Source organism: Chryseobacterium sp. JAH (genome assembly GCF_001507335.1).
In the GTDB taxonomy this organism is placed as follows: Bacteria; Bacteroidota; Bacteroidia; order Flavobacteriales; family Weeksellaceae; genus Chryseobacterium.
The window spans coordinates 25472-48317 of sequence record NZ_LMAH01000003.1; the positions used below are offsets into that span (position 1 = coordinate 25472).

35 protein-coding genes and 1 pseudogene are annotated in these 22846 nt (G+C 35.4%); 3 read left to right on the forward strand and 33 right to left on the reverse strand.

Annotated features, from left to right (window positions below; translation table 11 throughout):
• Nucleotide 1: 1 nt before the first annotated feature.
• The 25 genes from rpsK to rplC all read right to left on the reverse strand — a co-directional run bounded on the left by rpsK (nt 2) and on the right by rplC (nt 11681).
• Nucleotides 2-391 (reverse strand): 30S ribosomal protein S11, encoded by a 390-nt coding sequence (gene rpsK / locus AR685_RS07190; RefSeq protein WP_034702879.1) that lies wholly within the window; start codon nt 389-391, stop codon nt 2-4.
• Between the two features lie 12 nt (nt 392-403).
• Nucleotides 404-781, reverse strand: coding sequence for a 30S ribosomal protein S13 (gene rpsM / locus AR685_RS07195; protein ID WP_047442246.1), 378 nt, complete (start codon nt 779-781; stop codon nt 404-406).
• A gap of 3 nt (nt 782-784) precedes the next feature.
• Nucleotides 785-901 (reverse strand): 50S ribosomal protein L36, encoded by a 117-nt coding sequence (gene rpmJ, locus AR685_RS07200; protein ID WP_007839480.1) that lies wholly within the window; start codon nt 899-901, stop codon nt 785-787.
• 164 nt (nt 902-1065) lie between these two features.
• On the reverse strand, nt 1066-1281 hold the full coding sequence (gene infA / locus AR685_RS07205; RefSeq protein ID WP_027387199.1) for a translation initiation factor IF-1: 216 nt from the start codon (nt 1279-1281) through the stop codon (nt 1066-1068).
• A gap of 3 nt (nt 1282-1284) precedes the next feature.
• Nucleotides 1285-2664 (reverse strand): preprotein translocase subunit SecY, encoded by a 1380-nt coding sequence (gene secY, locus AR685_RS07210; RefSeq protein WP_047442247.1) that lies wholly within the window; start codon nt 2662-2664, stop codon nt 1285-1287.
• Between the two features lie 8 nt (nt 2665-2672).
• Nucleotides 2673-3122: a 50S ribosomal protein L15 gene (gene rplO / locus AR685_RS07215; protein ID WP_047442248.1), complete on the reverse strand. Its 450-nt coding sequence runs from the start codon at nt 3120-3122 to the stop codon at nt 2673-2675.
• A gap of 19 nt (nt 3123-3141) precedes the next feature.
• Nucleotides 3142-3318 carry a 50S ribosomal protein L30 gene (gene rpmD, locus AR685_RS07220; RefSeq protein ID WP_047442249.1) on the reverse strand — a complete coding sequence of 59 codons (177 nt, stop codon included), beginning with the start codon at nt 3316-3318 and terminating at the stop codon, nt 3142-3144.
• Nucleotides 3319-3328: 10 nt separating this feature from the next.
• Nucleotides 3329-3850, reverse strand: a complete 522-nt coding sequence (gene rpsE / locus AR685_RS07225; RefSeq protein WP_047442250.1) for a 30S ribosomal protein S5 — start codon at nt 3848-3850, stop codon at nt 3329-3331.
• Between the two features lie 19 nt (nt 3851-3869).
• Nucleotides 3870-4223, reverse strand: a complete 354-nt coding sequence (rplR, locus tag AR685_RS07230; RefSeq protein WP_047442251.1) for a 50S ribosomal protein L18 — start codon at nt 4221-4223, stop codon at nt 3870-3872.
• 14 nt (nt 4224-4237) lie between these two features.
• Nucleotides 4238-4783 carry a 50S ribosomal protein L6 gene (rplF, locus tag AR685_RS07235; RefSeq protein WP_047442252.1) on the reverse strand — a complete coding sequence of 182 codons (546 nt, stop codon included), beginning with the start codon at nt 4781-4783 and terminating at the stop codon, nt 4238-4240.
• Nucleotides 4784-4800: 17 nt separating this feature from the next.
• Nucleotides 4801-5199, reverse strand: a complete 399-nt coding sequence (gene rpsH / locus AR685_RS07240) for a 30S ribosomal protein S8 (protein WP_047442253.1) — start codon at nt 5197-5199, stop codon at nt 4801-4803.
• 144 nt (nt 5200-5343) lie between these two features.
• Nucleotides 5344-5613, reverse strand: a complete 270-nt coding sequence (gene rpsN, locus AR685_RS07245; protein ID WP_047442254.1) for a 30S ribosomal protein S14 — start codon at nt 5611-5613, stop codon at nt 5344-5346.
• Between the two features lie 3 nt (nt 5614-5616).
• Nucleotides 5617-6168 carry a 50S ribosomal protein L5 gene (rplE, locus tag AR685_RS07250; protein ID WP_047442255.1) on the reverse strand — a complete coding sequence of 184 codons (552 nt, stop codon included), beginning with the start codon at nt 6166-6168 and terminating at the stop codon, nt 5617-5619.
• 13 nt (nt 6169-6181) lie between these two features.
• Nucleotides 6182-6508, reverse strand: coding sequence for a 50S ribosomal protein L24 (gene rplX / locus AR685_RS07255; protein ID WP_047442256.1), 327 nt, complete (start codon nt 6506-6508; stop codon nt 6182-6184).
• A 20-nt stretch (nt 6509-6528) separates the two neighbouring features.
• Nucleotides 6529-6897, reverse strand: a complete 369-nt coding sequence (rplN, locus tag AR685_RS07260) for a 50S ribosomal protein L14 (protein ID WP_034684837.1) — start codon at nt 6895-6897, stop codon at nt 6529-6531.
• Nucleotides 6897-7151 (reverse strand): 30S ribosomal protein S17, encoded by a 255-nt coding sequence (rpsQ, locus tag AR685_RS07265; protein ID WP_027383312.1) that lies wholly within the window; start codon nt 7149-7151, stop codon nt 6897-6899. Before rpsQ ends, rplN begins: the two co-directional genes overlap by 1 nt.
• Nucleotides 7152-7162: 11 nt before the next feature.
• Nucleotides 7163-7348 (reverse strand): 50S ribosomal protein L29, encoded by a 186-nt coding sequence (gene rpmC / locus AR685_RS07270; RefSeq protein ID WP_047442257.1) that lies wholly within the window; start codon nt 7346-7348, stop codon nt 7163-7165.
• 10 nt (nt 7349-7358) lie between these two features.
• Complete coding sequence (gene rplP / locus AR685_RS07275) at nt 7359-7784, reverse strand: 50S ribosomal protein L16 (protein WP_047442258.1); 426 nt, start codon at nt 7782-7784, stop codon at nt 7359-7361.
• Between the two features lie 78 nt (nt 7785-7862).
• On the reverse strand, nt 7863-8606 hold the full coding sequence (gene rpsC, locus AR685_RS07280) for a 30S ribosomal protein S3 (protein ID WP_047442259.1): 744 nt from the start codon (nt 8604-8606) through the stop codon (nt 7863-7865).
• A gap of 8 nt (nt 8607-8614) precedes the next feature.
• Nucleotides 8615-9013 carry a 50S ribosomal protein L22 gene (gene rplV, locus AR685_RS07285; protein ID WP_047442260.1) on the reverse strand — a complete coding sequence of 133 codons (399 nt, stop codon included), beginning with the start codon at nt 9011-9013 and terminating at the stop codon, nt 8615-8617.
• A 2-nt stretch (nt 9014-9015) separates the two neighbouring features.
• Entirely contained in the window at nt 9016-9294 is a 279-nt protein-coding gene (gene rpsS, locus AR685_RS07290; RefSeq protein ID WP_047442261.1) for a 30S ribosomal protein S19, read from the reverse strand.
• A 2-nt stretch (nt 9295-9296) separates the two neighbouring features.
• Nucleotides 9297-10118: a 50S ribosomal protein L2 gene (rplB, locus tag AR685_RS07295; protein WP_047442262.1), complete on the reverse strand. Its 822-nt coding sequence runs from the start codon at nt 10116-10118 to the stop codon at nt 9297-9299.
• Between the two features lie 22 nt (nt 10119-10140).
• Nucleotides 10141-10431: a 50S ribosomal protein L23 gene (gene rplW, locus AR685_RS07300; protein WP_047442263.1), complete on the reverse strand. Its 291-nt coding sequence runs from the start codon at nt 10429-10431 to the stop codon at nt 10141-10143.
• Between the two features lie 3 nt (nt 10432-10434).
• Entirely contained in the window at nt 10435-11064 is a 630-nt protein-coding gene (gene rplD / locus AR685_RS07305; protein WP_047442264.1) for a 50S ribosomal protein L4, read from the reverse strand.
• Entirely contained in the window at nt 11055-11681 is a 627-nt protein-coding gene (gene rplC, locus AR685_RS07310) for a 50S ribosomal protein L3 (protein WP_047442265.1), read from the reverse strand. Before rplC ends, rplD begins: the two co-directional genes overlap by 10 nt.
• 240 nt (nt 11682-11921) lie before the next feature.
• Here rplC and AR685_RS07315 point away from each other — a divergent pair, with 240 nt between their 5' ends.
• The 3 genes from AR685_RS07315 to AR685_RS07325 all read left to right on the forward strand — a co-directional run bounded on the left by AR685_RS07315 (nt 11922) and on the right by AR685_RS07325 (nt 16173).
• Complete coding sequence (locus tag AR685_RS07315) at nt 11922-12332, forward strand: hypothetical protein (RefSeq protein ID WP_059124177.1); 411 nt, start codon at nt 11922-11924, stop codon at nt 12330-12332.
• Nucleotides 12332-13303 carry a hypothetical protein gene (locus tag AR685_RS07320; RefSeq protein WP_047442267.1) on the forward strand — a complete coding sequence of 324 codons (972 nt, stop codon included), beginning with the start codon at nt 12332-12334 and terminating at the stop codon, nt 13301-13303. Before AR685_RS07315 ends, AR685_RS07320 begins: the two co-directional genes overlap by 1 nt.
• Before the next feature lie 164 nt (nt 13304-13467).
• Nucleotides 13468-16173, forward strand: a complete 2706-nt coding sequence (locus AR685_RS07325; RefSeq protein ID WP_059124178.1) for a hypothetical protein — start codon at nt 13468-13470, stop codon at nt 16171-16173.
• 29 nt (nt 16174-16202) lie between these two features.
• On the opposite strand, the gene AR685_RS07330 is transcribed toward AR685_RS07325, so the two are convergent.
• From AR685_RS07330 to AR685_RS07360, 8 genes and pseudogenes are all read right to left on the reverse strand, one after another.
• Nucleotides 16203-16703 (reverse strand): low affinity iron permease family protein, encoded by a 501-nt coding sequence (locus AR685_RS07330; RefSeq protein WP_047442269.1) that lies wholly within the window; start codon nt 16701-16703, stop codon nt 16203-16205.
• Between the two features lie 158 nt (nt 16704-16861).
• A complete protein-coding gene (locus AR685_RS18090) occupies nt 16862-17002 on the reverse strand; it encodes a hypothetical protein (RefSeq protein ID WP_156122459.1) in 141 nt (46 codons plus the stop codon).
• A gap of 58 nt (nt 17003-17060) precedes the next feature.
• Nucleotides 17061-17264 (reverse strand): annotated as a pseudogene (locus tag AR685_RS07335) (GLPGLI family protein); the annotation flags it as partial.
• A gap of 442 nt (nt 17265-17706) precedes the next feature.
• The gene (rpsJ, locus tag AR685_RS07340) at nt 17707-18012 is read right to left on the reverse strand and encodes a 30S ribosomal protein S10 (protein WP_002661363.1); all 306 of its coding nucleotides are present in this window, start codon (nt 18010-18012) and stop codon (nt 17707-17709) included.
• 17 nt (nt 18013-18029) lie between these two features.
• Nucleotides 18030-20147, reverse strand: a complete 2118-nt coding sequence (fusA, locus tag AR685_RS07345) for an elongation factor G (RefSeq protein ID WP_047442271.1) — start codon at nt 20145-20147, stop codon at nt 18030-18032.
• A 6-nt stretch (nt 20148-20153) separates the two neighbouring features.
• Nucleotides 20154-20630, reverse strand: a complete 477-nt coding sequence (gene rpsG, locus AR685_RS07350; protein ID WP_028122161.1) for a 30S ribosomal protein S7 — start codon at nt 20628-20630, stop codon at nt 20154-20156.
• A gap of 23 nt (nt 20631-20653) precedes the next feature.
• On the reverse strand, nt 20654-21067 hold the full coding sequence (gene rpsL, locus AR685_RS07355) for a 30S ribosomal protein S12 (RefSeq protein ID WP_027383325.1): 414 nt from the start codon (nt 21065-21067) through the stop codon (nt 20654-20656).
• Nucleotides 21068-21237: 170 nt separating this feature from the next.
• Nucleotides 21238-22830 carry a hypothetical protein gene (locus AR685_RS07360; RefSeq protein ID WP_059124179.1) on the reverse strand — a complete coding sequence of 531 codons (1593 nt, stop codon included), beginning with the start codon at nt 22828-22830 and terminating at the stop codon, nt 21238-21240.
• Nucleotides 22831-22846 lie beyond the last annotated feature (16 nt).

The following is a 22846-nucleotide window of genomic DNA, read 5'->3' on the forward strand; positions in this document are numbered from 1 at the left end:
ATTAAACTCTTCTTCTTTTTGGTGGTCTACATCCATTGTGCGGCATAGGAGTAACGTCAATAATTTCGCTAACCTCGATACCTGAATTGTGAATAGTTCTGATAGCAGATTCTCTACCTGCACCTGGACCTTTCACATACACCTTTACTCTTCTTAAACCAGCTTCGTGAGCTACGTTAGAGCAATTTTCTGCTGCCATTTGAGCAGCAAAAGGAGTGTTCTTTTTAGAACCTCTGAACCCCATTTTACCGGCAGATGCCCAAGAGATAACTTCTCCGCTTTTATTTGTTAAAGAAATGATGATGTTATTGAAAGAAGCTTGAATATGTGCTTCACCAATAGCTTCAACTTTTACTTTTCTTTTTTTAACTACTTTACTTTGTTTTGCCATAATTCCTAACGATTATTTACTTGCTTTTTTCTTGTTAGCAACTGTTTTTCTCTTTCCTTTACGGGTTCTCGAGTTGTTTTTCGTTCTCTGGCCTCTTAAAGGTAGTCCTAGTCTGTGACGTATTCCTCGTTGGCATCCTATGTCCATTAATCGCTTAATGTTCAATTGCACTTCAGATCTAAGCTCACCTTCTACTTTAATGTTTTCAGTGATGTAATTTCTGATTGCAGCCAATTCATCGTCATTCCATTCGTTGACTTTCTTGTCTTCGCTGATACCGGCAGCTTTAAGGATTTCAGAAGAAGTACTTCTTCCTACCCCATAGATGTAAGTTAAACCGATAACACCTCTTTTGTTTTTTGGTAAATCAATACCTGAAATTCTCGCCATAATTTAGCCTTGTCTTTGTTTAAATTTTGGGTTCTTCTTGTTGATTACAAACAGAACGCCTTTTCTGCGAACGATTTTGCAATCAGCACTTCTTTTTTTAATTGATGCTCTAACTTTCATTTGATATATATAATCTTTTAAAAAGGACAAATGACATCTTCCGATTTCATTTGAAATATAATTATTTTCTATACTCATACAGTCATCTTACTGACTTCAATATCGAGTATTTATTTTTTAACAATAGCCAAATGGAGATCAGAAGATTCCATTTGGCATTTTGTTTAATATCTAAATGTAATTCTCCCTTTTGATAAATCGTAAGGAGACATTTCAAGTTTTACCTTATCACCAGGTAAAAGTTTAATATAATGCATTCTCATTTTACCAGAAATATGAGCGATAAGCATATGCCCATTTTCTAGTTCTACACGGAACTGGGCGTTCGAAAGTGCTTCCGTAATAACGCCATCCTGTTCAATATGTTTCTGTTTTGCCATAAATTAATATCCAGTCGATCTTGATAGTTTAGACTGCATTAAGCCATCATAATGATGATTCAGCAGATAAGTGTTAATCTGTTGAACAGTATCTAATACTACCCCAACCATAATTAGCAACGAAGTTCCCCCAAAAAATAAGGCGAACGCATCTGTCTGAACAAGACTTCCATGCACTATTGCTGGAAGGACTGCAAAGATAGATAAAAATATTGCACCCGGCAAGGTAATTTTTGATAAAATGTCATCTAAATAATCAGCTGTCTCTTTACCAGGTCTTACCTTCGGTACCAAACCTCCGTTTCTCTTTAAATCATCAGCCATTTGGTTCACCGGAATTGTAATTGCGGTATAGAAAAATGAAAAGATAATAATTAATAGCGCGAACAATACATTGTACTGCCAGCTAAAAACATTTTTGAAGCCCGCAAGAAAAGTATTAGACTCATCAAATTTTGTCAACAAACCAGGTACAAACATCAATGCCTGAGCAAAAATGATTGGCATAACCCCAGCTGCATTCACTTTCAATGGAATCCACTGTCTTGCTCCCTGCATAAGATTTTTATTAACACCTCCTCTTGCCTGAGCTCTGCTTACATACTGAATAGGGATTTTTCTTACTGCAACAGATAATACTACTGCTAAAAGAACCACCAACATCCAGAATATCACTTCAATCAAAATCATGATTGATCCTAAACCTCCTTTTCCGTTCTGTACTGCGATTTCCTGTACAAATGCTTCTGGTAATCTAGATAAGATACCTACCATAATAAGGATAGAAATACCATTTCCAATACCTTTGTCGGTAATTTTCTCACCTAACCACATTGCAAATACAGACCCCGCAACCAAGATTACAATACTTGGTAACCAGAACATAATAGAGTTTGGATCTACAAAATATGCAGACTGGAACTGAGCATATGGTAAGAATAATTGAGTAATAGAAGTTAAATAAGAAGGTGCCTGTACAAGACAAACCCCAATTGTTAACCATCTAGTAATTTGATTCAATGTATTTCTACCAGACTCTCCGTCTTTTTGAAGTTTCTGAAGATAAGGAATTGCCATCCCCATCAACTGAACAATAATAGAAGCAGAAATGTAAGGCATGATACCTAACGCCATCACTGAAGCGTGGCTGAAAGCCCCACCCGTAAACGACGAAAGCAAGCCAAGGAGACCTGCTCCTTGCTTGTTACCGCCTTGATTTTTATAATGCTCTAAGAGATCTCCTACTTCTGCAAGATTAATCGCAGGTAAAGAGATGAAAGATGCGAATCTATACACAAGGATAATACCTAAAGTAAAGAGAATTTTGTCTCTCAATTCTTTAAGGCTCCAAATATTCTTAAGGGTTTGTATAAATTCTTTCATTAGTAATATTATAAGGTAATTGCTTTTCCACCTGCTTTAGAAATTAATTCTTCAGCAGATTTAGTGAATTTGTCAGCTGTAATTGAAACCGCAGATTTCAATTCACCTCTACCCATAATTTTCACTATTTCATTTTTAGTAGCTAAACCGTTTTCAACTAAAACTTCTTTGGTAATATCTCCTGTTATAGATTTAGTATCAATTAAGTTTTGAATATCATCCAGATTAATACCTCTGTATTCTTTTCTGTTTACGTTTTTGAAACCGAATTTAGGTAATCTTCTCTGCAAAGGCATTTGACCTCCTTCGAAACCGATTTTCTGAGAATAACCAGCTCTAGCTTGCTGACCATTGTGACCTTTCCCAGCTGTACCGCCTTTTCCACTACCTTGTCCTCTACCAATTCTTTTTGAACTAAAAGTAGAACCTGCTGCAGGTCTTATGTTGTTTAAATTCATTTTAAAATTATTTTAAAAATTATTTTTGAACTTCAAGTAAGTGACTAACTGCAGCTATCATTCCTAAAATTGAAGGAGTAGCTTCGTGCTCTATAACTTGGTGAAGTTTCTTAAATCCTAATGCTTCAAGCGTTCTCTTTTGGGTTTTTGTTCTACCAATAGCGCTTCTTACTTGTTTTACTTTAATTGTTGCCATTGTATATTTATTAACCGTTAAACACTTTACTTAGAGAAACTCCTCTCATTCTTGCAATTTCTTCTGGTCTTCTGATGTCTAACAACGCTTTGAAAGTTGCCTTTACCACATTGTGAGGGTTTGAAGATCCTTTAGATTTTGAAAGGATATCGTGAATACCTGCAGATTCTAGTACCGCTCTTACTGCACCACCGGCAATAAGACCTGTACCGTGAGAAGCTGGTCTCAAGAAGATATCAGCACCACCATATCTAGCAGCACTTTGGTGAGGAATGGTGTGATTCATTACAGGAACTTTCACAAGATTTTTCTTAGCATCTTCTACTGCTTTAGCAATAGCAGAAGCTACCTCTTTAGATTTCCCTAAACCAAAACCGATGGTTCCGTTTTCGTCTCCTACAACAACAATTGCAGAAAAACCGAACGCTCTACCCCCTTTAGTTACTTTTGTTACCCTGTTTACGGATACGAGACGATCTTTTAATTCTAATCCTCCCGGTTTTACTCTTTCTATATTATCTAGTCCTAACATATTTTCCGAAATTTAATGATTAGAATTTAAGTCCTCCTTCTCTCGCACCATCAGCTAGAGCCTTAACTCTACCGTGATATACGAAACCGTTTCTATCAAATACAATAGCTTCAATTCCAGCAGCAATAGCTTTGGCAGCAATAGCTTTACCTACAGCAGCAGAAATTTCACTTTTAGTACCTTTAGCATCTACACCTTTTTCTCTCGAAGAAGCTGAAGCTAAAGTTTTACCATCTTTATCGTCTATTAACTGAGCGTAAATTTCCTTATTACTCTTGTATACAGATAATCTTGGCAATTCAGAAGATCCAGAGATTTTCCCTCTTACTCTTCTTTTGATTCTTATTCTTTTTTCTAATTTACTTAGTGCCATTTTCTTAAAATTTATTAAGCAGATTTACCAGCTTTACGTCTAACATTTTCTCCTACGAATCTTACACCTTTTCCTTTGTATGGCTCAGGCTTTCTGAATGAACGGATCTTTGCAGAAACCATTCCTAGAAGTTGCTTGTCATGAGACGTTAAAGTAACAATTGGGTTTTTACCTTTTTCAGTCAATGTATCGATAATCACTTCTTTTGGAAGTTCTAAAACGATACCGTGAGAGAAACCTAAAGCTAACTCAAGTTTTTGACCCGAGTGAGAAGCTCTGTATCCTACTCCCACTAGTTCCAACTTCTTAGTGAAACCTTCAGCAGTTCCAATAATCATGTTGTTAATCAACGCTCGGTATAAACCGTGTAGCGCTTTGTGTTGTTTAGACTCAGACGGTCTGCTGAATGTAAGCACGCCATCTTCTTGTACTAAAGTAATTCCTTCTGTAAGTTCCTGAGTTAATTCTCCTTTAGGACCTTTTACAGTTACAACGCCATCTTTTTCAGTGACAGTAACTCCAGCTGGAATTGTTATAATTGCTTTACCAATTCTTGACATTTTCCTTTGATTAAAAATTAATAAACATAGCAGATTACTTCACCGCCTACTTTTTCTTCTCTAGCTTTCTTATCTGTCATTACTCCTCTAGAAGTTGAGATAATTGCTACACCCAAACCGTTCAATACTCTTGGAAGTTCCGCAGAACCTTTGTATTGTCTTAGACCTGGTCTTGAAGCTCTCTGGATAGATTTGATTGCAGGCTTGTTTGTTTGCTTGTCATACTTAAGAGCGATTTTGATAGTCCCTTGAACAGCGTTATCTTCAAACTTATAGTTTAAGATATACCCTTGATCAAATAAGATTTTCGTAAGCTCCTTTTTGATTTTCGATGCAGGAATTTCCACCACTTTGTGGCCTGCGCTTTGTGCGTTCCTTACTCTTGTTAGGAAATCTGAAATTGGATCTGTTACCATTTTTCTATTTTAAATTATTGGTTAAAAGACAACCAGTATTGAAAAGACTTGAAGATTAAAATATCAGACGTCAGAAAACTTCGGTCTGATATTTTTATTCTTTAGTATCTCAACAACTTAATTGCCTCGATTAATTAGTAATTATTACCAACTAGCTTTTTTCACTCCCGGGATAAGACCGTTGTTGGCCATCTCTCTGAAAGTTACTCTAGAAATCCCAAAGGTTCTCATGTAACCTCTTGGTCTCCCTGTCAATTTACATCTGTTGTGTAGTCTAACAGGAGAAGCATTTTTAGGTAATTTTTGAAGTCCTTCGTAATCACCAGCTTCTTTAAGAGCTTTTCTTTTCTCAGCGTATTTAGCTACAGTAGCTTCTCTTTTGCGCTCACGCGCTTTCATTGATTCTTTAGCCATTTCTTAGTTCTTTTTGAAAGGTAAACCGAAGTGAGTTAATAATGCTTTAGCTTCTTTGTCTGTTTTCGCAGTTGTAACGAAAGTAATGTCCATCCCTTGGATTTTCTTTACTTTGTCAATTACGATTTCAGGGAAGATAATTTGCTCAGTAATACCTAAGTTATAGTTACCTCTACCATCGAAACCGTCAGCTTTGATACCAGAAAAATCTCTAATACGTGGTAAAGCAGAAGAAGTCAATCTATCTAAGAATTCGTACATTTTGCTAGCTCTAAGAGTTACCTTAGCACCTACAGGCATACCTTTTCTTAATTTGAAAGCAGCTTCATCCTTTTTTGAAATAGTACCTACAGCTTTTTGCCCGGTAATATTTGTAAGTTCTTCAACAGCATAATCGATGATTTTTTTATCAGCAGTAGCGTCTCCTAAACCTTGAGATAATACAATTTTCTCAAGTCTTGGTACCTGCATCACTGATTTGTATCCGAATTCTTCCATCATTGCTGGAACAATTGTTTCCTGATATGCTTTTTTGGGTCTTGCGATATATTCCATGTGTTATTTAAAATTATAAAGTTTCACCCGTTTTTTTGTCGATTCTTACTTTCTTATCTCCGTCGATTTTGTAACCAACTTTGATAGCTTTTCCGTCTTTACCAACTAAAGCTATGTTTGAGATATGAATAGAAGCTTCCTTTTCTGTAATTCCTCCTTGAGGATTTGAAGCTGAAGGCTTAACGTGTTTTTTAACGATGTTAAGTCCTGCAACGATTACTCTAGGGTCTTTTCCTTCTTTTTTGATCACTTCAATAACCTCACCAGTTTTACCTTTGATATCTTTTTTACCAGTGGTAATGATTACGTTATCTCCTCTTTTTATTTTTAACTTTGACATTTTTTTTAAAATTTTAAATATTAAAGTACTTCAGGAGCTAATGAAATGATTTTCATATATTCTTTGTCTCTCAACTCACGAGCAACGGGTCCGAAAACACGTGTTCCTCTCATTTCTCCTCCAGCGTTTAGTAAAACACAAGCATTGTCTTCGAATTTGATGTAAGATCCATCTTTTCTTCTAACTGCTTTTTTAGTTCTTACTACTACCGCCTTTGATACTTGACCTTTCTTAGCGTTTCCTGATGGTGTAGAATCTTTAATAGTAACTACGATTTTATCACCAACTGAAGCATATCTTCTTCTGGTACCTCCCAGAACTCTGATCACTAGTACTTCTTTAGCACCTGTGTTATCAGCAACTTTTAATCTTGATTCTGTTTGTAACATTACTTAGCTTTTTCAATGATTCTTACTAATCTCCATCTCTTGCTCTTGCTCAAAGGTCTTGTTTCTGTAATTAATACAGTATCTCCCTCTGTGCATTCGTTGTTCTCGTCGTGTGCAGTATATTTTTTCGTTTTCAAAACGAATTTACCGTACATCGGGTGCTTTACTCTTGTAGTTTCACTAACAACAATAGTTTTTTCCATTTTATTGCTGGAAACCACTCCGATTCTTTCTTTTCTTAAATTTCTATCCATTGTAAAAAGGATTATTGTTTGTTAGTTAACTCAGTGTTTAGTCTTGCGATTGTCTTTCTCAAATCTCTGATTTGGATTGGATTTTCAAGTGGACTGATTTTGTGAGCCAATTTCATTTTTGAGAATTGAGCTTTAGCTTCAGCCAATTTTGCTTGAATATCTTCAGCGCTTAGATTTTTAATTTCAGCTTGTTTCATTGTTCAGAGATTAAAGAGGTTTAACAAAATCGTTCGCAACTATAAATCTAGTCGTAACCGGCAATTTCTGTGCAGCAAGTCTTAAAGCTTCCTTAGCGATTTCGTAAGATACACCTCCGATTTCGAACATAATTTTACCTGGTTTTACTACAGCTACCCAATATTCTACAGCACCTTTACCTTTACCCATCCTTACTTCGGCTGGTTTTTTAGTAATAGGTTTATCCGGGAATATTTTGATCCATAGTTGACCTTCTCTTTTCATATATCTTGTCGCAGCGATACGAGCAGCTTCGATTTGTCTTGCAGTGATCCAAGCACCTTCGTTAGCTTTGATTCCGAAAGTTCCATAAGCAAGTTGATTACCTCTTTGAGCAATCCCCTTCATTTTCATCTTATGAACTCTACGGAATTTGGTTCTTTTTGGTTGTAACATAATTTCTTAAATTTTAGATTTTAGAATTTAGATTTTAAAAAAGTAACGGTCATTTAAAAACTATCCTCTAAAATTTTATTAATTATTTTTTTTATCTCTAGAAGGTCTTCTGTTATCTCTGTCTCCGCCTCCTCTGTTTCCACCATTTGAAGGACCACCTTTCTTCTGTTGTCCTACTAATGGAGAAAGATCTCTTCTTCCGTAAACTTCTCCTTTCATGATCCAAACTTTAACTCCTAACTTACCGTACTGAGTTAACGCTTCACCGATATGATAATCGATATCTGCTCTGAAAGTTGATAATGGAATTCTTCCGTCTTTGAAAGACTCAGATCTTGCCATTTCAGCACCGTTTAATCTACCAGAGATTTGAACTTTGATACCTTCAGCACCCATTCTCATTGTAGAAGCGATAGCCATCTTCACAGCTCTTCTGTAAGAGATTCTGTTTTCGATTTGCTTAGCGATACTGTCTGCAACTAATACTGCGTCAAGCTCAGGTCTTTTGATTTCGAAAATATTGATTTGAATATCCTTTTTTGTAAGTTTCTTCAATTCTTCTTTTAACTTGTCAACTTCCTGACCTCCTTTCCCGATGATTAATCCCGGTCTAGCAGTAGTGATTGTTACTGTTACTAATTTAAGTGTTCTCTCAATATAAATTTTTGAAATTCCACCTTTAGATAATCTTGCTTCAAGGTATCTTCTGATTTTGTAATCTTCAGCGATTCTATCACCGTAGTTTTTACCACCAAACCAGTTAGAATCCCATCCTCTGATGATACCTAATCTGTTACCAATTGGATTTGTCTTCTGTCCCATACCTTGAATTAATTTTCTTTTGTACCTAAGATTAGTGTAATGTGGTTTGATCTCTTTCTGATTCTGTACCCTCTACCTTGTGGAGCTGGTCTTAGTCTCTTCAATTGTCTTGCACTATCTACAAAAATTTCTTTAACGATAAGGTTAGCTTCTTCAATATCAGCACCATCATTCTTCGTTTGCCAGTTGGCCATCGCAGAAAGTAATACTTTTTCTAATTTCTCAGAAGCTCCTTTTTTTGAATATTTTAGGATGCTTAAAGCTTTGTCAACTTCTACCCCTCTGATGATATCAGCAACTAATCTCATCTTTCTAGGAGATGTCGGGCAATCATTGTGTAATGCTTTTACTACATCTTGATTTGTTAATTTACGTGCTAATGCACTTTCTCTTTTTCTTGATCCCATGATTATCTACTTCCTTTGTTTTTATTACCACCATGACCTCTGAAAGATCTTGTTGGAGAAAATTCGCCTAGCTTGTGACCAACCATGTTTTCTGTAACATAAACTGGGATAAAAGATTTCCCGTTGTGTACTGCAATAGTTTGTCCTACGAAGTCTGGAGAGATCATTGATGCTCTAGACCAAGTTTTGATAACTGTCTTTTTATTAGACTCTATATTTGCCTGAACCTTTTTATCTAAAGTATGATGAATAAATGGTCCTTTTTTAAGTGATCTTGCCATAATTATTTACGTTTAGATATGATATGACGGTTAGACGCTTTGTTTTTCTTTCTGGTTTTGTAACCTTTAGCTGGCATACCGTTTCTAGATCTTGGGTGACCTCCAGATGAACGACCTTCACCACCTCCCATTGGGTGATCTACAGGGTTCATTACTACCGGTCTAGTTCTAGGTCTTCTACCTAACCATCTGCTTCTACCAGCCTTACCTGAAACAGTTAACTGATGATCAGAGTTAGAAACAGATCCAATCATTGCATAACACTCAGTAAGGATCATTCTAGATTCTCCTGAAGGCAATTTGATGATTGCATATTTTCCGTCTCTTGAAGTCAATTGAGCTGATGAACCAGCACTTCTTGCTAAGATTGCACCTTGACCAGGCTTCATTTCGATACAAGAAATTACAGTTCCCAAAGGAATGCTTTTCAATTTCATTGCGTTACCTACATTAGGCTCTACGCTCTCACCAGAAATAATTTTTTGGTCAACTTTGATTCCGTTTGGAGCGATGATATATCTCTTCTCTCCGTCTGCATATTCAACTAACGCGATGAAAGCAGTTCTGTTTGGATCATATTCTACAGTTTTTACCGTTGCTTCAACATCATGCTTGTTTCTTTTGAAGTCGATAATTCTGTATTTCTTTTTGTGTCCACCTCCGGTGTAACGCATGGTCATTTTACCAGTTTGGTTACGTCCACCTGACTTACTAATACCAACGGTTAGAGACTTCTCTGGTTTGTTGGTAGTAATTTCCTCAAAATTGTTTACAATTCTGAATCTCTGTCCTGGGGTGATAGGTTTTAATTTTCTAACAGACATTACTATTATTTATAATTAATAATTAATTTACAGCAAAAATATCGATTACTTCCCCTTCAGCAAGAGTGATAACCGCCTTTTTCAATTTGTTTGTCTTCCCTACTTGAAGACCTTTTTTCGTGTATTTCGAAGAAACTTTAGGAGCATAAATCATGGTTCTAACGTCTGCTACTTTTACACCATAAGCTTGCTCAATTGCATTTTTAATCTGGATTTTATTCGCCTTAGGTTGTACTAAGAAAGAATAAGCACCTCTTAAATCTGTAAGATAGTTAGCTTTTTCTGAAATAACTGGTTTAATAATTAGTGACATGATTTATTTCTTTAAATTTTCCTGGAATTTTTCAACTGCACCTTCTAAGAAAACGATCTCACCTGCATTGATTAAGTCATAAGAAGAAATTTCGTTGAATTTCATAACTTTAGTCTTCGGTAAGTTTCTTGAAGATAAATACACATTCTTGTTTGTATCAGGAAGAATGAATAAAGATTTCTTATCGTTCAATGACAATGCATTAAGGATAGTGATGAAATCTTTAGTTTTAGGAGCAGCAATGCTCAATCCCTCAACAATTTTGATGCTGTTGTCTCTCATTTTTTGAGAAAGAACAGATTTTTTTGCTAATCTCTTAAGAGCTTTGTTCAATTTGAATCTGTAATCTCTTGGCTTAGGACCGAATACTCTACCTCCACCTCTAAATGTAGGAGATTTAATATCACCGTATCTAGCAGAACCAGATCCTTTTTGCTTCTTAAGTTTCTTAGTAGAAGCTGTAATTTCGCTTCTTTCTTTTGATTTATGAGTACCTTGACGCTGAGCAGCAAGATATTGTTTTACTTCTAAGTAAACCGCGTGCTTATTTGGCTCAATTCCGAATACTGTTTCGTCTAGAGTTACTTTTTTTCCGGTTTCTTTTCCTGATGTATTTAATACTACTAGTTCCATTTTCTGATAATTACATAAGAATTTTTAGCTCCCGGAACAGCACCTTTTACTACTAAAAGATTTTGTTCTTGATCCACTTTTAATACTTGAAGGTTTTGTACAGTTACCTGCTTACCTCCCATTCTACCTGCCATTCTCATTCCTTTGAATACTCTCGAAGGATCCGATCCCGCACCGATTGAACCTGGAGCTCTTAATCTGTTGTGCTGACCGTGAGTAGCTTGCATTACACCCCCAAAACCGTGTCTTTTAACAACACCTTGAAAGCCTTTACCTTTTGAAGTTCCTGTTACGTCAACAAATTCACCTTCAGCGAATAAATCAACTTTTACTTCTTCTCCTACTTTTACTTCGTCTACGAATTCTCTGTAGAATTCTACCAACTTAGCTTTAGGAGCAGAACCAGCCTTTTTAAAATGGCCAGCTAACGCTTTACCAACGTTCTTTTCACTCTTGTCATCGAAACCTAACTGAACAGATTTGTATCCGTCCTTTTCAATGGTTCTGACCTGTAAAACTGAGCAAGGACCTGCCTGAATAACGGTACACGGCATGTTTTTGCCGTTTTCGTCAAACAGAGAAGTCATCCCAATTTTTTTTCCAATAATACCTGACATTATTTATATAATATGTTATAAAATTTCCTTGTATTCACGTTCATTTTTCGAGTTCTCAAATAATTACCAAGTTTGAATTGGGCATATTCCTCCCCTAAAATGAGTGTGCAAATGTATGAATAAAATTTAATTTGACAAATATTTATTGTAAAATATTTTGATTTTTAATGATTTAGAGATTTGCATGAATTTTGAAACGAAATTCTTTCAAATAATTCTTTAATTTTGAGAAAAAAGTATATGAAAAATATTTTCGGTGCCTTGATGTTCCTCGTCAGCATAATTTCTTTCGCGCAAACCACACCATTTACCGGAAAAAGAGATTTTAATATCGAAGACGGCGCTAGCGGCTCGGGAACTCCGGCTTACTATCTTGACGTAAAGAAAAACGGAAACGTGCATTTTGGATTTCTGCAAATCAATCAGGCAGATCGTAAGGAGACCAAAGAAGAGATCAACGCAGGAAAATATAATCCTAAGGTAATGAAAGTGCATTTTAAAACTTACAACGAAACTTTTTATGTGAAATTTGATAAAGAAAAAATCTACTTAACCGATGAAAAAGGAAACATTAAAAAATCAGATGACTGCTGTCCTGTCTCTGAGCTTGCTTCATTAAACTGCAATTGCGAAAGCATTCTCTATAAATAATGAAAATCTTTCAACTTTTACTGGTTTTCTTTTTGGTGGTTTCCTGCCGAGAAAAACAGATGCACCCGTACACCTTTTACTATTGGAAGACAAATCTTGCTTTAAATAAAACAGAAAAAAAAGCACTCGGAGAATCTACAACCCATTTTTTATGCACAAGATTTTTTGATGTCGACAAAATTAATGGAACATTCGAACCGGTTGCTGTCATCACCAAAGACAAAAGTTTCAGCACTGAAAAAGAAATCGTTCCTACGATATTTATTACCAACCGAACTTTTTATAGAATTAAGGGTGAAGAAATCCAATTTCTCGCAAAAAGCATCACTGACTTGATTAAGAAAAAAGTGAAAGATTATCAACTTGCTTCGAGCAACGAAATTCAGATCGACTGCGACTGGACTGCCGGAACCAAAGACGATTACTTTAAATTTCTGACTGAACTTAAAAAAATCTCCCGAAAAGAGATCTCCTGCACACTCCGACTTCATCAGGTAAAAGATAAAAATCTGATGGGAATTCCGCCAGTGGAAAAAGTGTATCTGATGTGCTACTCTACTTCTTCACCCTTAGAAAATTCGGATAAAAACTCGATTCTGGATGTCAATATTCTAAAAAGTTATTTATCGAAACTTGAAGATTATCCGCTAAAGAACATTGAAGTTGCCTTGCCTATATATTCCTGGGGAATCGTGACCAATCATTTAGGAAAACATAAACTCATTAACGCTTTGTCTGAAAAAGACCTGAAAAATCCCGACTTCAAAAAAATCTCAGACCATGAAATTGAAATTATGAAAGACGGTTTCTACTTTGGGAGCTTTATGAGCAAAGGCTTCAAAATTAAAGCGGAACAAATTTCCGAAGAACAGCTTGATGATGTCACCCGGTTTTTAGATAAAAAATTAAATCGCTACAACATTATTTATTACCAATTAGATAGTAAATTTGTAGAAGGCAGAAGATTTTGAATCCTTCAAAATTGATGGTAGAAGCTTGAAGATGTTTATGCAGATAATCATCAAGGAAATTTTCCCACTGATCCCCACAGATCTCGACGGATGAATTTAAAATTCATAAAAGATCTAGGTAAGTGTAATCTGTGCTAAATAAAAAATAAACACCACAAATACATATGAAAAAGTACATCCTATCATTAGCGGTAGCATCGCTCTTCTACACCAAATCTGAAGCTTGCGCTTGGGCAGATCCTGATTACGATTATTTTAATCTGTTTACACAAAGCATTATTAAAGATAAATCTTATCTACCATTTCTTCACAATTACTCGTCGAGGTTTTATACTGATTTTAAATCTTCCCAGATTCCAAATGAGAATATTGAATCTTGGAGAAAATTCTTCAACAATCAATTGAGTTATTCTGAGACAGATTTTCTGGTGAATAAACTTTCAATGAATGATCTGAACAATTTAAAAAAAGGAAACACCTCCAACCCAGTACTTACAAAACTGGGAGCAGGATCTTATCAGAAATACCGTGAAGGCATTGATTACCTCATTGAGGCCAAATATCTTGAGCCTTACATGAAAATCAACTATGTAGAAAGTGCAGATTCCTTCTATTACAGAGAAAATGAAAGCGATAAAAACGCTACCGAATTAGACTACGCTAAAACAATTTCCGCACTGACATCTTTATATAATGCCGCCAAAAATCCTGAAATCAAGCAGCGGTATGGATATCAGCTCGTTAGATTCAGTCACTACACTAGAAATTTCGATGTGGCTCTTCAGGCATTCAAGTCTTTTGTTCAGCCTATTTCTTTAAGAGGGGCTACATATTATATGGCATTAGACCAATTAGCAGGAGCTCAGAGAGGATTACAAATGGGAAGCGAGGCCAACTGGAATTTCTTTCAGGTGTTTAAAAACAGTAAAAGCCGAAAAGAATCTGCATTTATTTCAATGAAACTTTCTGATACCGCATCTTTCAATAATATTCTAAAAAGAGCAGGAAGTAATGAGGAGAAAAACATGGCATACTTTCTTTTGGGGTATGAAGATTTCACAAACCCCATTCCGATAATGGAAAAGATGTACGACATTGATCCCAATTCAGAAATACTGAAGGTGATGGCCGCAAGAAGCATTAATGAGCTAGAACGAAGCTACCTTCCCACTTATTATTATGATTCTAAAGATGCTGATGCGTCATCCGAAAAAAAACCATCAACTGCCAAAGACAGTTCTCCGAAAGAAGATATAAAACAAAAAGAACTTTCTTTCTGGCAGAAAATCGTCAGGTTCTTTAAAAATCTTTTCAGTTCAAAATCTGATAACAAAAAAGACGGGAATAAAAATGAGCAAAGCAATGATGAGCTGCTGGAAAACCCTAACCGAATTCCTTTTTACACCAAAAATCAAAGTTATTTTTATGACGAAAAACAGAAAGACTTTCTTGATGATTTAGAAAAATTCACAGCCAAAACTAAGGAAAAGTCTACTGATGAATATTGGCAGATTGCCAATGCTTATCTGAAGTTTCTGGAGAAAGACTACAAAGCGAGTACAGAGATTTTAGAAGACATTAAAACCAGCAATCCGGAATATCTTGAAGAGATCAAGCGGATGAAAGTTTTAAATGATATCGTCTCTCAGCCAAAGATTGATGCTGAGTACGAAGATCATTTAATGAAAGACTACGCAGAGTATTTTACTGAAAAGAAAATTGAAAAAGACAGTTTACAAGATGGTGGCTACAACTATGGAGCGCCACCTTCTACCGCTTCATTCTTAAAAGATGTTTTGGCCAACCGCTATTTTCTGCAGGGTGAAGACGGAAAATCTTATCTGATGAATAATAAATTGTCTGATCTTCAGTATAACCCAAATTCTACATTGGTGAAAAGTGTGGAAGAATTTTACAGGAAACCTAACAAGACAGCTTTCGAGCAACAAATCATTGCTAAAAACATGGACAATGTAGGAAACATTGATGCGTTCTTTAATGTCATTTACGGTGATCGTGCAATGAGACTGGCAGACTTTGATAAAGCTAAAACCTATTATCAAAAAGCTCAAAACTTCTCCGGAATTCCGAGAGATAATTATGAACGATACAATCCGGAAACTGGAAATTACGAAAAACTTGTTTATGACGGGCAGAACTATGATGGTTTCAGCAACATCCCCAATTTGGTTTTCGGACATAATGTTTGGGAAAGTTTCCAAAGTTCTGATACACAAAGTATGCACGCTGAAGATTATACTGGTTTTCCTTTCATCAAACAAAAAATGAATAAACTTGAACTGGCTGAAGCTTTAGTTCAGCTAAAAAAAATTGGAAACGGTAAAGACAACAAGTCCGCTCATGCCAATCAGCTCATAGGAAATATCTTGTATAACACTTCTGTTCTCGGATATTACAGAGAATTGTTTGTAATGGATGTCGACAACAGCAACGGCGGAAAATATGATTTTTGGAGCACCGATAAGAAAAATCCTTATCAATATTATTATAAGAATTTCACATCAACCACCTACATCGAACCTGATAATTTTGATCTGTCTTTAAAGTATTATAAAAAAGCTTTAGACCTCTCAACTGACAAAGAAAATAAAGCAAGAATTTTATTTCAGATGGCAAGTGCCGAGCAGGGAAAATATTACCAGTACGAAGCTAAAAACCAAGCAAACATTGATTACTCCGACCCTAAATGGTCCGAGAAAAACGATGCTTACCAGCAGCAGATGAATGACATGAAAAATCAAAAATACAGAACCTATTTTGCTCAGCTGAAATCTCAATATTCAGATACTGAGGCAGCGAGAACACTTTTGGGAAGCTGTAGTTATTTTGACTATTTTATGAAGAGATAATGACTTATTAAGTAAAACAAAAAAAGGAATCAAATTGATTCCTTTTTTTGTTCCTGATCCTTTAGCCACTGGTCATGCTTTTGTTTAAAAGTTTCATATTTCCTGTCTTGATTTCTCTTGGCAGCATCTATGGAATGCGAAGCGTGAATATCTTGATCTTCTTCTGCGAAGTCTGCCAGCTTTTCATAATAGCAATGAATTTGGTCTAGTTCTTTTTCAGTAAGGTCTTCGATGTCGACCATTCGGTTACTTGCTTTTTCATTCGCAGCAATCAATTCATTTAATTTAATCTGTATCGCTTTCGAATCTTTATTCTGAGATTTTTGAATTAAAAAAACCATTAGAAAAGTAATGATTGTGGTTCCGGTATTGATCACCAATTGCCAGGTTTCGGAATATTTAAAAAGCGGACCCGTAGCTGCCCACATCACCACGATCGCAACTGCGCCAAGGAAAGCGTAAGAACTTCCGGTAAATTTTGTTGCCCAATTGGAGAATTTTTCAAATATGCTTTTATCTTCTTTTGACATTATTTTATTTTTAATAAATGTAATCAAAAATTCAGCCTCAAAATAGCGAATGCTTTTCTATTATTGTATAGGAAATTGCACGGCCTTATCAATTTCGATGGGATTATTTTCTCTAAGCATTGTTTTTCTCCTTTCGTCTGACATTCCTTTCAGGTGATCTAAACTTTTAATCTGTACTCCCGTATTTTCAGGGTTGGTGATTTAAAAGATTCAGCAATATCCTGCAGTTGATTATCGTAAAGTTCTAACTGTTTTTTTGCAATGACTTTTTTGGTAACAGGAATTGGTTTTTGTGGCATAAAACTTTCAAGAAATTTAGCTTCCTATGCTTTGGTAAATTTCATATTCCTTAAAAGTTTAAAATATTTTTTTATCATCTTCAATCTGGAAAATCACTCCGGGAAGTCTGCGAAATTTGTAGGGACCCTCGCTCACATTGACATCTTTAGAAAACCATGTAACCCATGCTCTTTCATCAAAAGTTGTTGTTGCCTTTTGGAGTGTATACTGATCTTCAACTATCGTATGACTGTGAAGCTGCCAATTCATTTTATCTGCTGATTCTACAGCAAAAAATTATTCAGTAAGATCAGTGAGGTGTTTTCAAATGAATTCTTTTTCTAATAATAGCAGGAAGATGATCATCCTATCTAGATCTTCACTGACCGCGGATGATATTTAACGAATCCTCTTCCATATAAGAGTATGTATAGAATTTGACTCATCAGGATTGACATTTAAATTATATTTTCTATCGTATGATTTTTGACAATGAGTCTAATTCACACCCAAATTCATATACAAAACGATGAGTTTACGATGATAAAATTAAAGGAAATAAAAGTAAAATCAGTGTCTTCATCTTTTCAATTTAAAACAAAATATAATAATATTTGAATTAGATGAGATTTTGAAGCTAGACACTTAGATTAATTTGAAAACAAAAATCCCTCTTCTTTCGAAAAGGGATTTGTATTAAGATGATAAGCCCAAGGCTTAATTATCACACTTTAATTTCTACGTCAACTCCTGAAGGAAGTTCTAATTTCATTAGAGCATCAACAGTTTTAGAAGAAGAAGAGTAGATATCCATCAATCTCTTGTGAGCTGATAATTGGAACTGCTCTCTTGCTTTCTTGTTTACGTGCGGAGATCTCAACACTGTGAAGATTCTCTTATTTGTAGGTAATGGAATAGGTCCGTTTACAACAGCACCAGTAGCCTTTACCGTTTTTACGATTTTCTCAGCAGACTTGTCTACCAAGTTGTAATCGTAAGATTTTAGTTTTATTCTGATTCTTTGTGACATTTCTTTGATTTAAAAAATTAACCTTTTGCTTTAGCGATAATATCTTCAGCAACGTTTTGAGGAGTAGCTTGGTACTTCTCTAATTCCATAGAAGAAGTAGCTCTTCCTGATGAAAGTGTTCTTAGAGTAGTAACATAACCAAACATTTCAGAAAGTGGAACTGAACCTTTGATAACAACGGCACCGTTCTTTTCTTCTTGTCCACTGATGGTACCTCTTCTCTTGTTAAGGTCACCAATGATGTTACCCATATATTCTTCTGGAGTTACAACCTCCAATTTCATAATAGGTTCCATAATTACTGGCTTAGCAGCACGTCCCGCTTCTTTAAATCCTAATTTAGCAGCTAATTCGAAAGAAAGAGCATCAGAATCCACTGCGTGGAAAGATCCGTCTTTAAGAGTAACTTTAATACCTTCAACTTCGAAACCAGCCAAAGGACCGTTCTTCATTGCAGCTTTAAAGCCTTTTTCAATTGCAGGAACAAATTCTCTAGGAACGTTACCACCTTTGATCTCATTGATGAATTCTAAACCAACTTTACCTTCTTCAGCAGGTCCTAGTTCAAATACGATATCAGCAAATTTACCTTTACCACCAGATTGTTTTTTGTAAACTTCTCTATGGCTAGCAACTTTTGTTAAGTTTTCTTTGTACTCTACCTGAGGCTGACCTTGGTTAACTTCAACTTTGAATTCTCTCTTCATACGGTCAACAATGATATCTAAGTGAAGCTCACCCATACCAGAGATAATCGTTTGTCCAGAAGCTTCGTCAGTTCTTACTGTGAAAGTAGGATCTTCTTCAGCCAATTTAGCTAGAGCGTTACCCATTTTATCCTGGTCAGCTTTAGTTTTAGGCTCAACAGCGATACCAATTACCGGATCAGGGAAAACCATCGATTCTAAAACGATTGGGTTTTTCTCGTCACACATTGTATCACCAGTTTTGATAGATTTGAAACCTACCGCTGCACCAATATCACCAGCTTCAATATATTCTACTGGATTTTGCTTGTTAGCGTGCATCTGATAGATTCTAGAGATTCTTTCTTTATCTCCTGAACGAGTGTTCAAAATATAAGAACCTGCATCTAGTCTTCCAGAGTATGCTCTGAAGAATGCCAATCTTCCTACGAAAGGATCGGTAGCAATCTTAAATGCCAAAGCTGCGAAAGGCTCTTTTACGTCTGGTTTTCTGAAAATTTCAGCGTCAGTTCTTGGATCTGTACCTTTGATATCATCTTTATCCAATGGAGAAGGCAAATATTTACATACTGCATCCAACATAAACTGTACTCCTTTATTTTTGAATGAAGAACCACAAGTCATTGGGATAATAGAAAGATCGATAGTCGCTTTTCTCAAAGCTTCGTTGATCTCATCTTCCGAGATAGAATCTGGATCTTCGAAGAATTTCTCCATCAAAGTATCATCGTAGTCAGCAACAGCTTCTACTAATTTCTCTCTGTATTCCAGAACTTCGTCTTTCATGTCGTCAGGAATTGGAACTACCTCGAAAGTAGCACCTTGTCCAGCTTCATCCCAGATGATCGCTCTGTTTTTGATTAAGTCAACAACACCTTTGAAATCTTCTTCAGCACCGATTGGTAAAACGATTGGAACTGCATTAGATCCTAACATTGTCTTAACCTGGTTTACCACGTTAAGGAAGTCAGCACCTTGTCTGTCCATTTTGTTTACGAATCCCATTCTTGCAACTTTGTAGTTGTCAGCAAGTCTCCAGTTTGTTTCAGACTGAGGCTCTACTCCATCTACTGCAGAGAATAAGAATACCAATCCATCTAATACTCTCAAAGATCTGTTTACTTCTACTGTGAAGTCAACGTGTCCTGGTGTATCGATGATGTTGAAGTGGTAAGGTTTAGTATCAGCTAACGGCTTACCTTGGTCTGTTGGAAAGTTCCAAGAACAAGTAGTTGCAGCAGAAGTAATGGTAATACCTCTTTCAGCTTCCTGCTCCATCCAGTCCATCGTAGAAGCACCATCGTGAACCTCACCAATTTTGTGGTTTACACCTGTATAGAATAAAATTCTTTCTGTAGTGGTAGTTTTACCCGCATCAATGTGGGCAGCGATACCAATATTTCTTGTAAATTTAAGATCTCTACTCATTTCTAATTAGAATTTAAAGTGTGAGAAAGCTTTGTTAGCTTCCGCCATTTTGTGAGTATCAGATTTTTTCTTATAAGCAGCACCTTCTTCTCTTGAAGCAGCTACCACTTCGTTAGCCAATTTCAAAGCCATTGACTTATCATTTCTCTTTTTAGAGTAAAGGATTAACCATTTCATTGCCATAGAAATTTTTCTGTCAGCTCTGATTGGCATAGGAATCTGGAAGTTAGCTCCACCTACTCTTCTAGAACGTACTTCTACGTGAGGCATAACGTTAGTTAATGCATCTTTCCAGATTTCAAGGGCAGTCTTTTCAGTTTCTCCTTTTTTTGCTTCTACAAGGTCTAATGCATCATAGAATATTTTGAATGCGATAGACTTCTTACCGTCTAGCATCAAGTTGTTTACGAATCTAGTTACCAATTGATCATTAAATTTCGGATCTGGTAACAACGGTCTTTTTTTCGCTTTTGTCTTTCTCATTGTTTCTGTACCTTATTTAATGATTATTTTTTCTTTCCTTTAGCTGGCGCAGCTGCTGCCTGACCTGGTTTTGGTCTCTTAGCTCCATACTTAGATCTTCTCTGCGTTCTTCCACTAACACCTGCGGTGTCTAATGCTCCTCTTACGATATGATAACGTACTCCCGGTAGGTCTTTCACCCTTCCGCCGCGTACCAATACTATCGAGTGCTCTTGAAGATTATGTCCTTCGCCCGGGATGTAGGCGTTGACTTCTTTACCGTTTGAAAGTCTTACCCTTGCTACTTTTCTAAGTGCAGAGTTAGGTTTCTTAGGAGTGGTAGTATATACTCTCGTACATACACCTCGTCTTTGTGGACAAGAATCAAGGGCAGCCGATTTACTCTTCTTGGTGAGTGCGACTCTTCCTTTTCTTACTAATTGTTGAATAGTAGGCATTTAATTGCTTTTTATTTTAGGGTGCAAAAATAGTAATAATTTTTTAATCTACAAGTAGTTATAGGTAAATAATCTTGCTTTTTTTGTATTTTATTAAATAAGGTTATGAAACTAATGCAAATAATGATTGGGAATTTTCATTGATTTTAATACAAGCCAAACTGCTAAAATTATTGGATCATTTTTACCTGAACATTTCTATGCCACTTAAAATTTTTCATATTTTCTCTCAGCGAGTTCAGCTTTTCTGAACTGATACAATAAATAGTAACTTCGTCTTGTGCCACCGAAATTTTGTTTTGAATTTTTAAAACAGCTACTTTTTTCCAGCCTTTTGGCACATAACCACCAAGCCAAACCTCATACACAATTGCAAGATCATATTTGTTTTTTAAAGTATACTGTGTCATGAATGTTTCAAACCGATCATCAAATTCAGCTTTATTTTCATTAAGTGAAATCAATTCTGTAGAAGCAAGACCTGCAATATCTAATAATTGAATATCGGTATAGTAAGTTATTGCTCCAATATCATTAGCTACAATTTTAGATGTATTATAATAGGTATTCAAAAATTTCGCAGACTGCACCTGTTGTTCATAAATATTTTTCCCGCCGTTATTCAGAGCCAGATGAGCAATTCCAAATTTGTATAAAAGCAACAGACAGTTTGCTAAACCCAAAACACTCAACAATTTTTTGTTTTTAATGGAATTTTTAAAATCTTCAAAAAAGAATTTCATCTTCGGGATCAAAGCCATAGAAAACCCTGTTAAAATATATGCTTCATACCTGAATCCTCCTTTTAATTCAGCAAATAAAGAATGACAAATCATGAGTAAAGAAATTACTATCAAGAGAAAATTATTCTCTATCACTTTAGAAAAATTGTACTTTTTAATATCTTTAAAAATGAAGACCAAACACATTATGATCGGGAAAATACCTACCTTATAAAAACTGATATTCAGAATAAGATTATTTAAAAAAATATTTTTAAATTGAATCAAAAAACCGGAAGTAAAATCTAACTTGGTTCCTTTTACAACCACAGAGTTGGGAAAAAGATAACCATCTTGTTGATAATTAAAATAGCAAAAAATTGCTACAGGAATAAGTCCTGCTGAAATAACAAAAAATGCAGTTTTCCATTTACTTTGTAATAAAAAACAAAATGCGAGAATAACAAAATAAAACATACTTTCAAAACGCACAAGTCCCATCAATACAATCGTAAAATAAAATCCAAAAACAGTAGACTTATTATAATTGATTTTAGTTAAACATAAAATATTAATTGTGATAAGCAAAACATGAAATAAATGCTCCATCCCAGACAATAGCAATAGATGCAAAACGGCAAAGAAAATCGTAAACAAAACAGCAATAACAATGTTTTTTGTTTCTTTGAAATATTCAGAAAAATATGCATTGAGAAAATATATAATGCCAACACCAAAAACCAAATTTATATATAATGGAAATTGGTCATTATTTCCTAAAAGCCAAATAAAGCCACTTAAAAGTCCTGTAAAAAGTGGAGATGAAGATGATGATGAAAATTCATGAGAAGTCACACCCCAAACATGATGCATTGCAAAATTTTTCGCCATTGCAAGATGTATGTATGCATCATCTAAAAAATAAATATAATGGTAATCAGTTTTAAAAAGAACATTTATATAATACCCAAGACAAAGTCCAAATAAAATTAAAACCGAAACCAGAAAGCTCTTTCTCTTAGTATTAAAGTTTAAAACCATTTTCAATATATTTTAA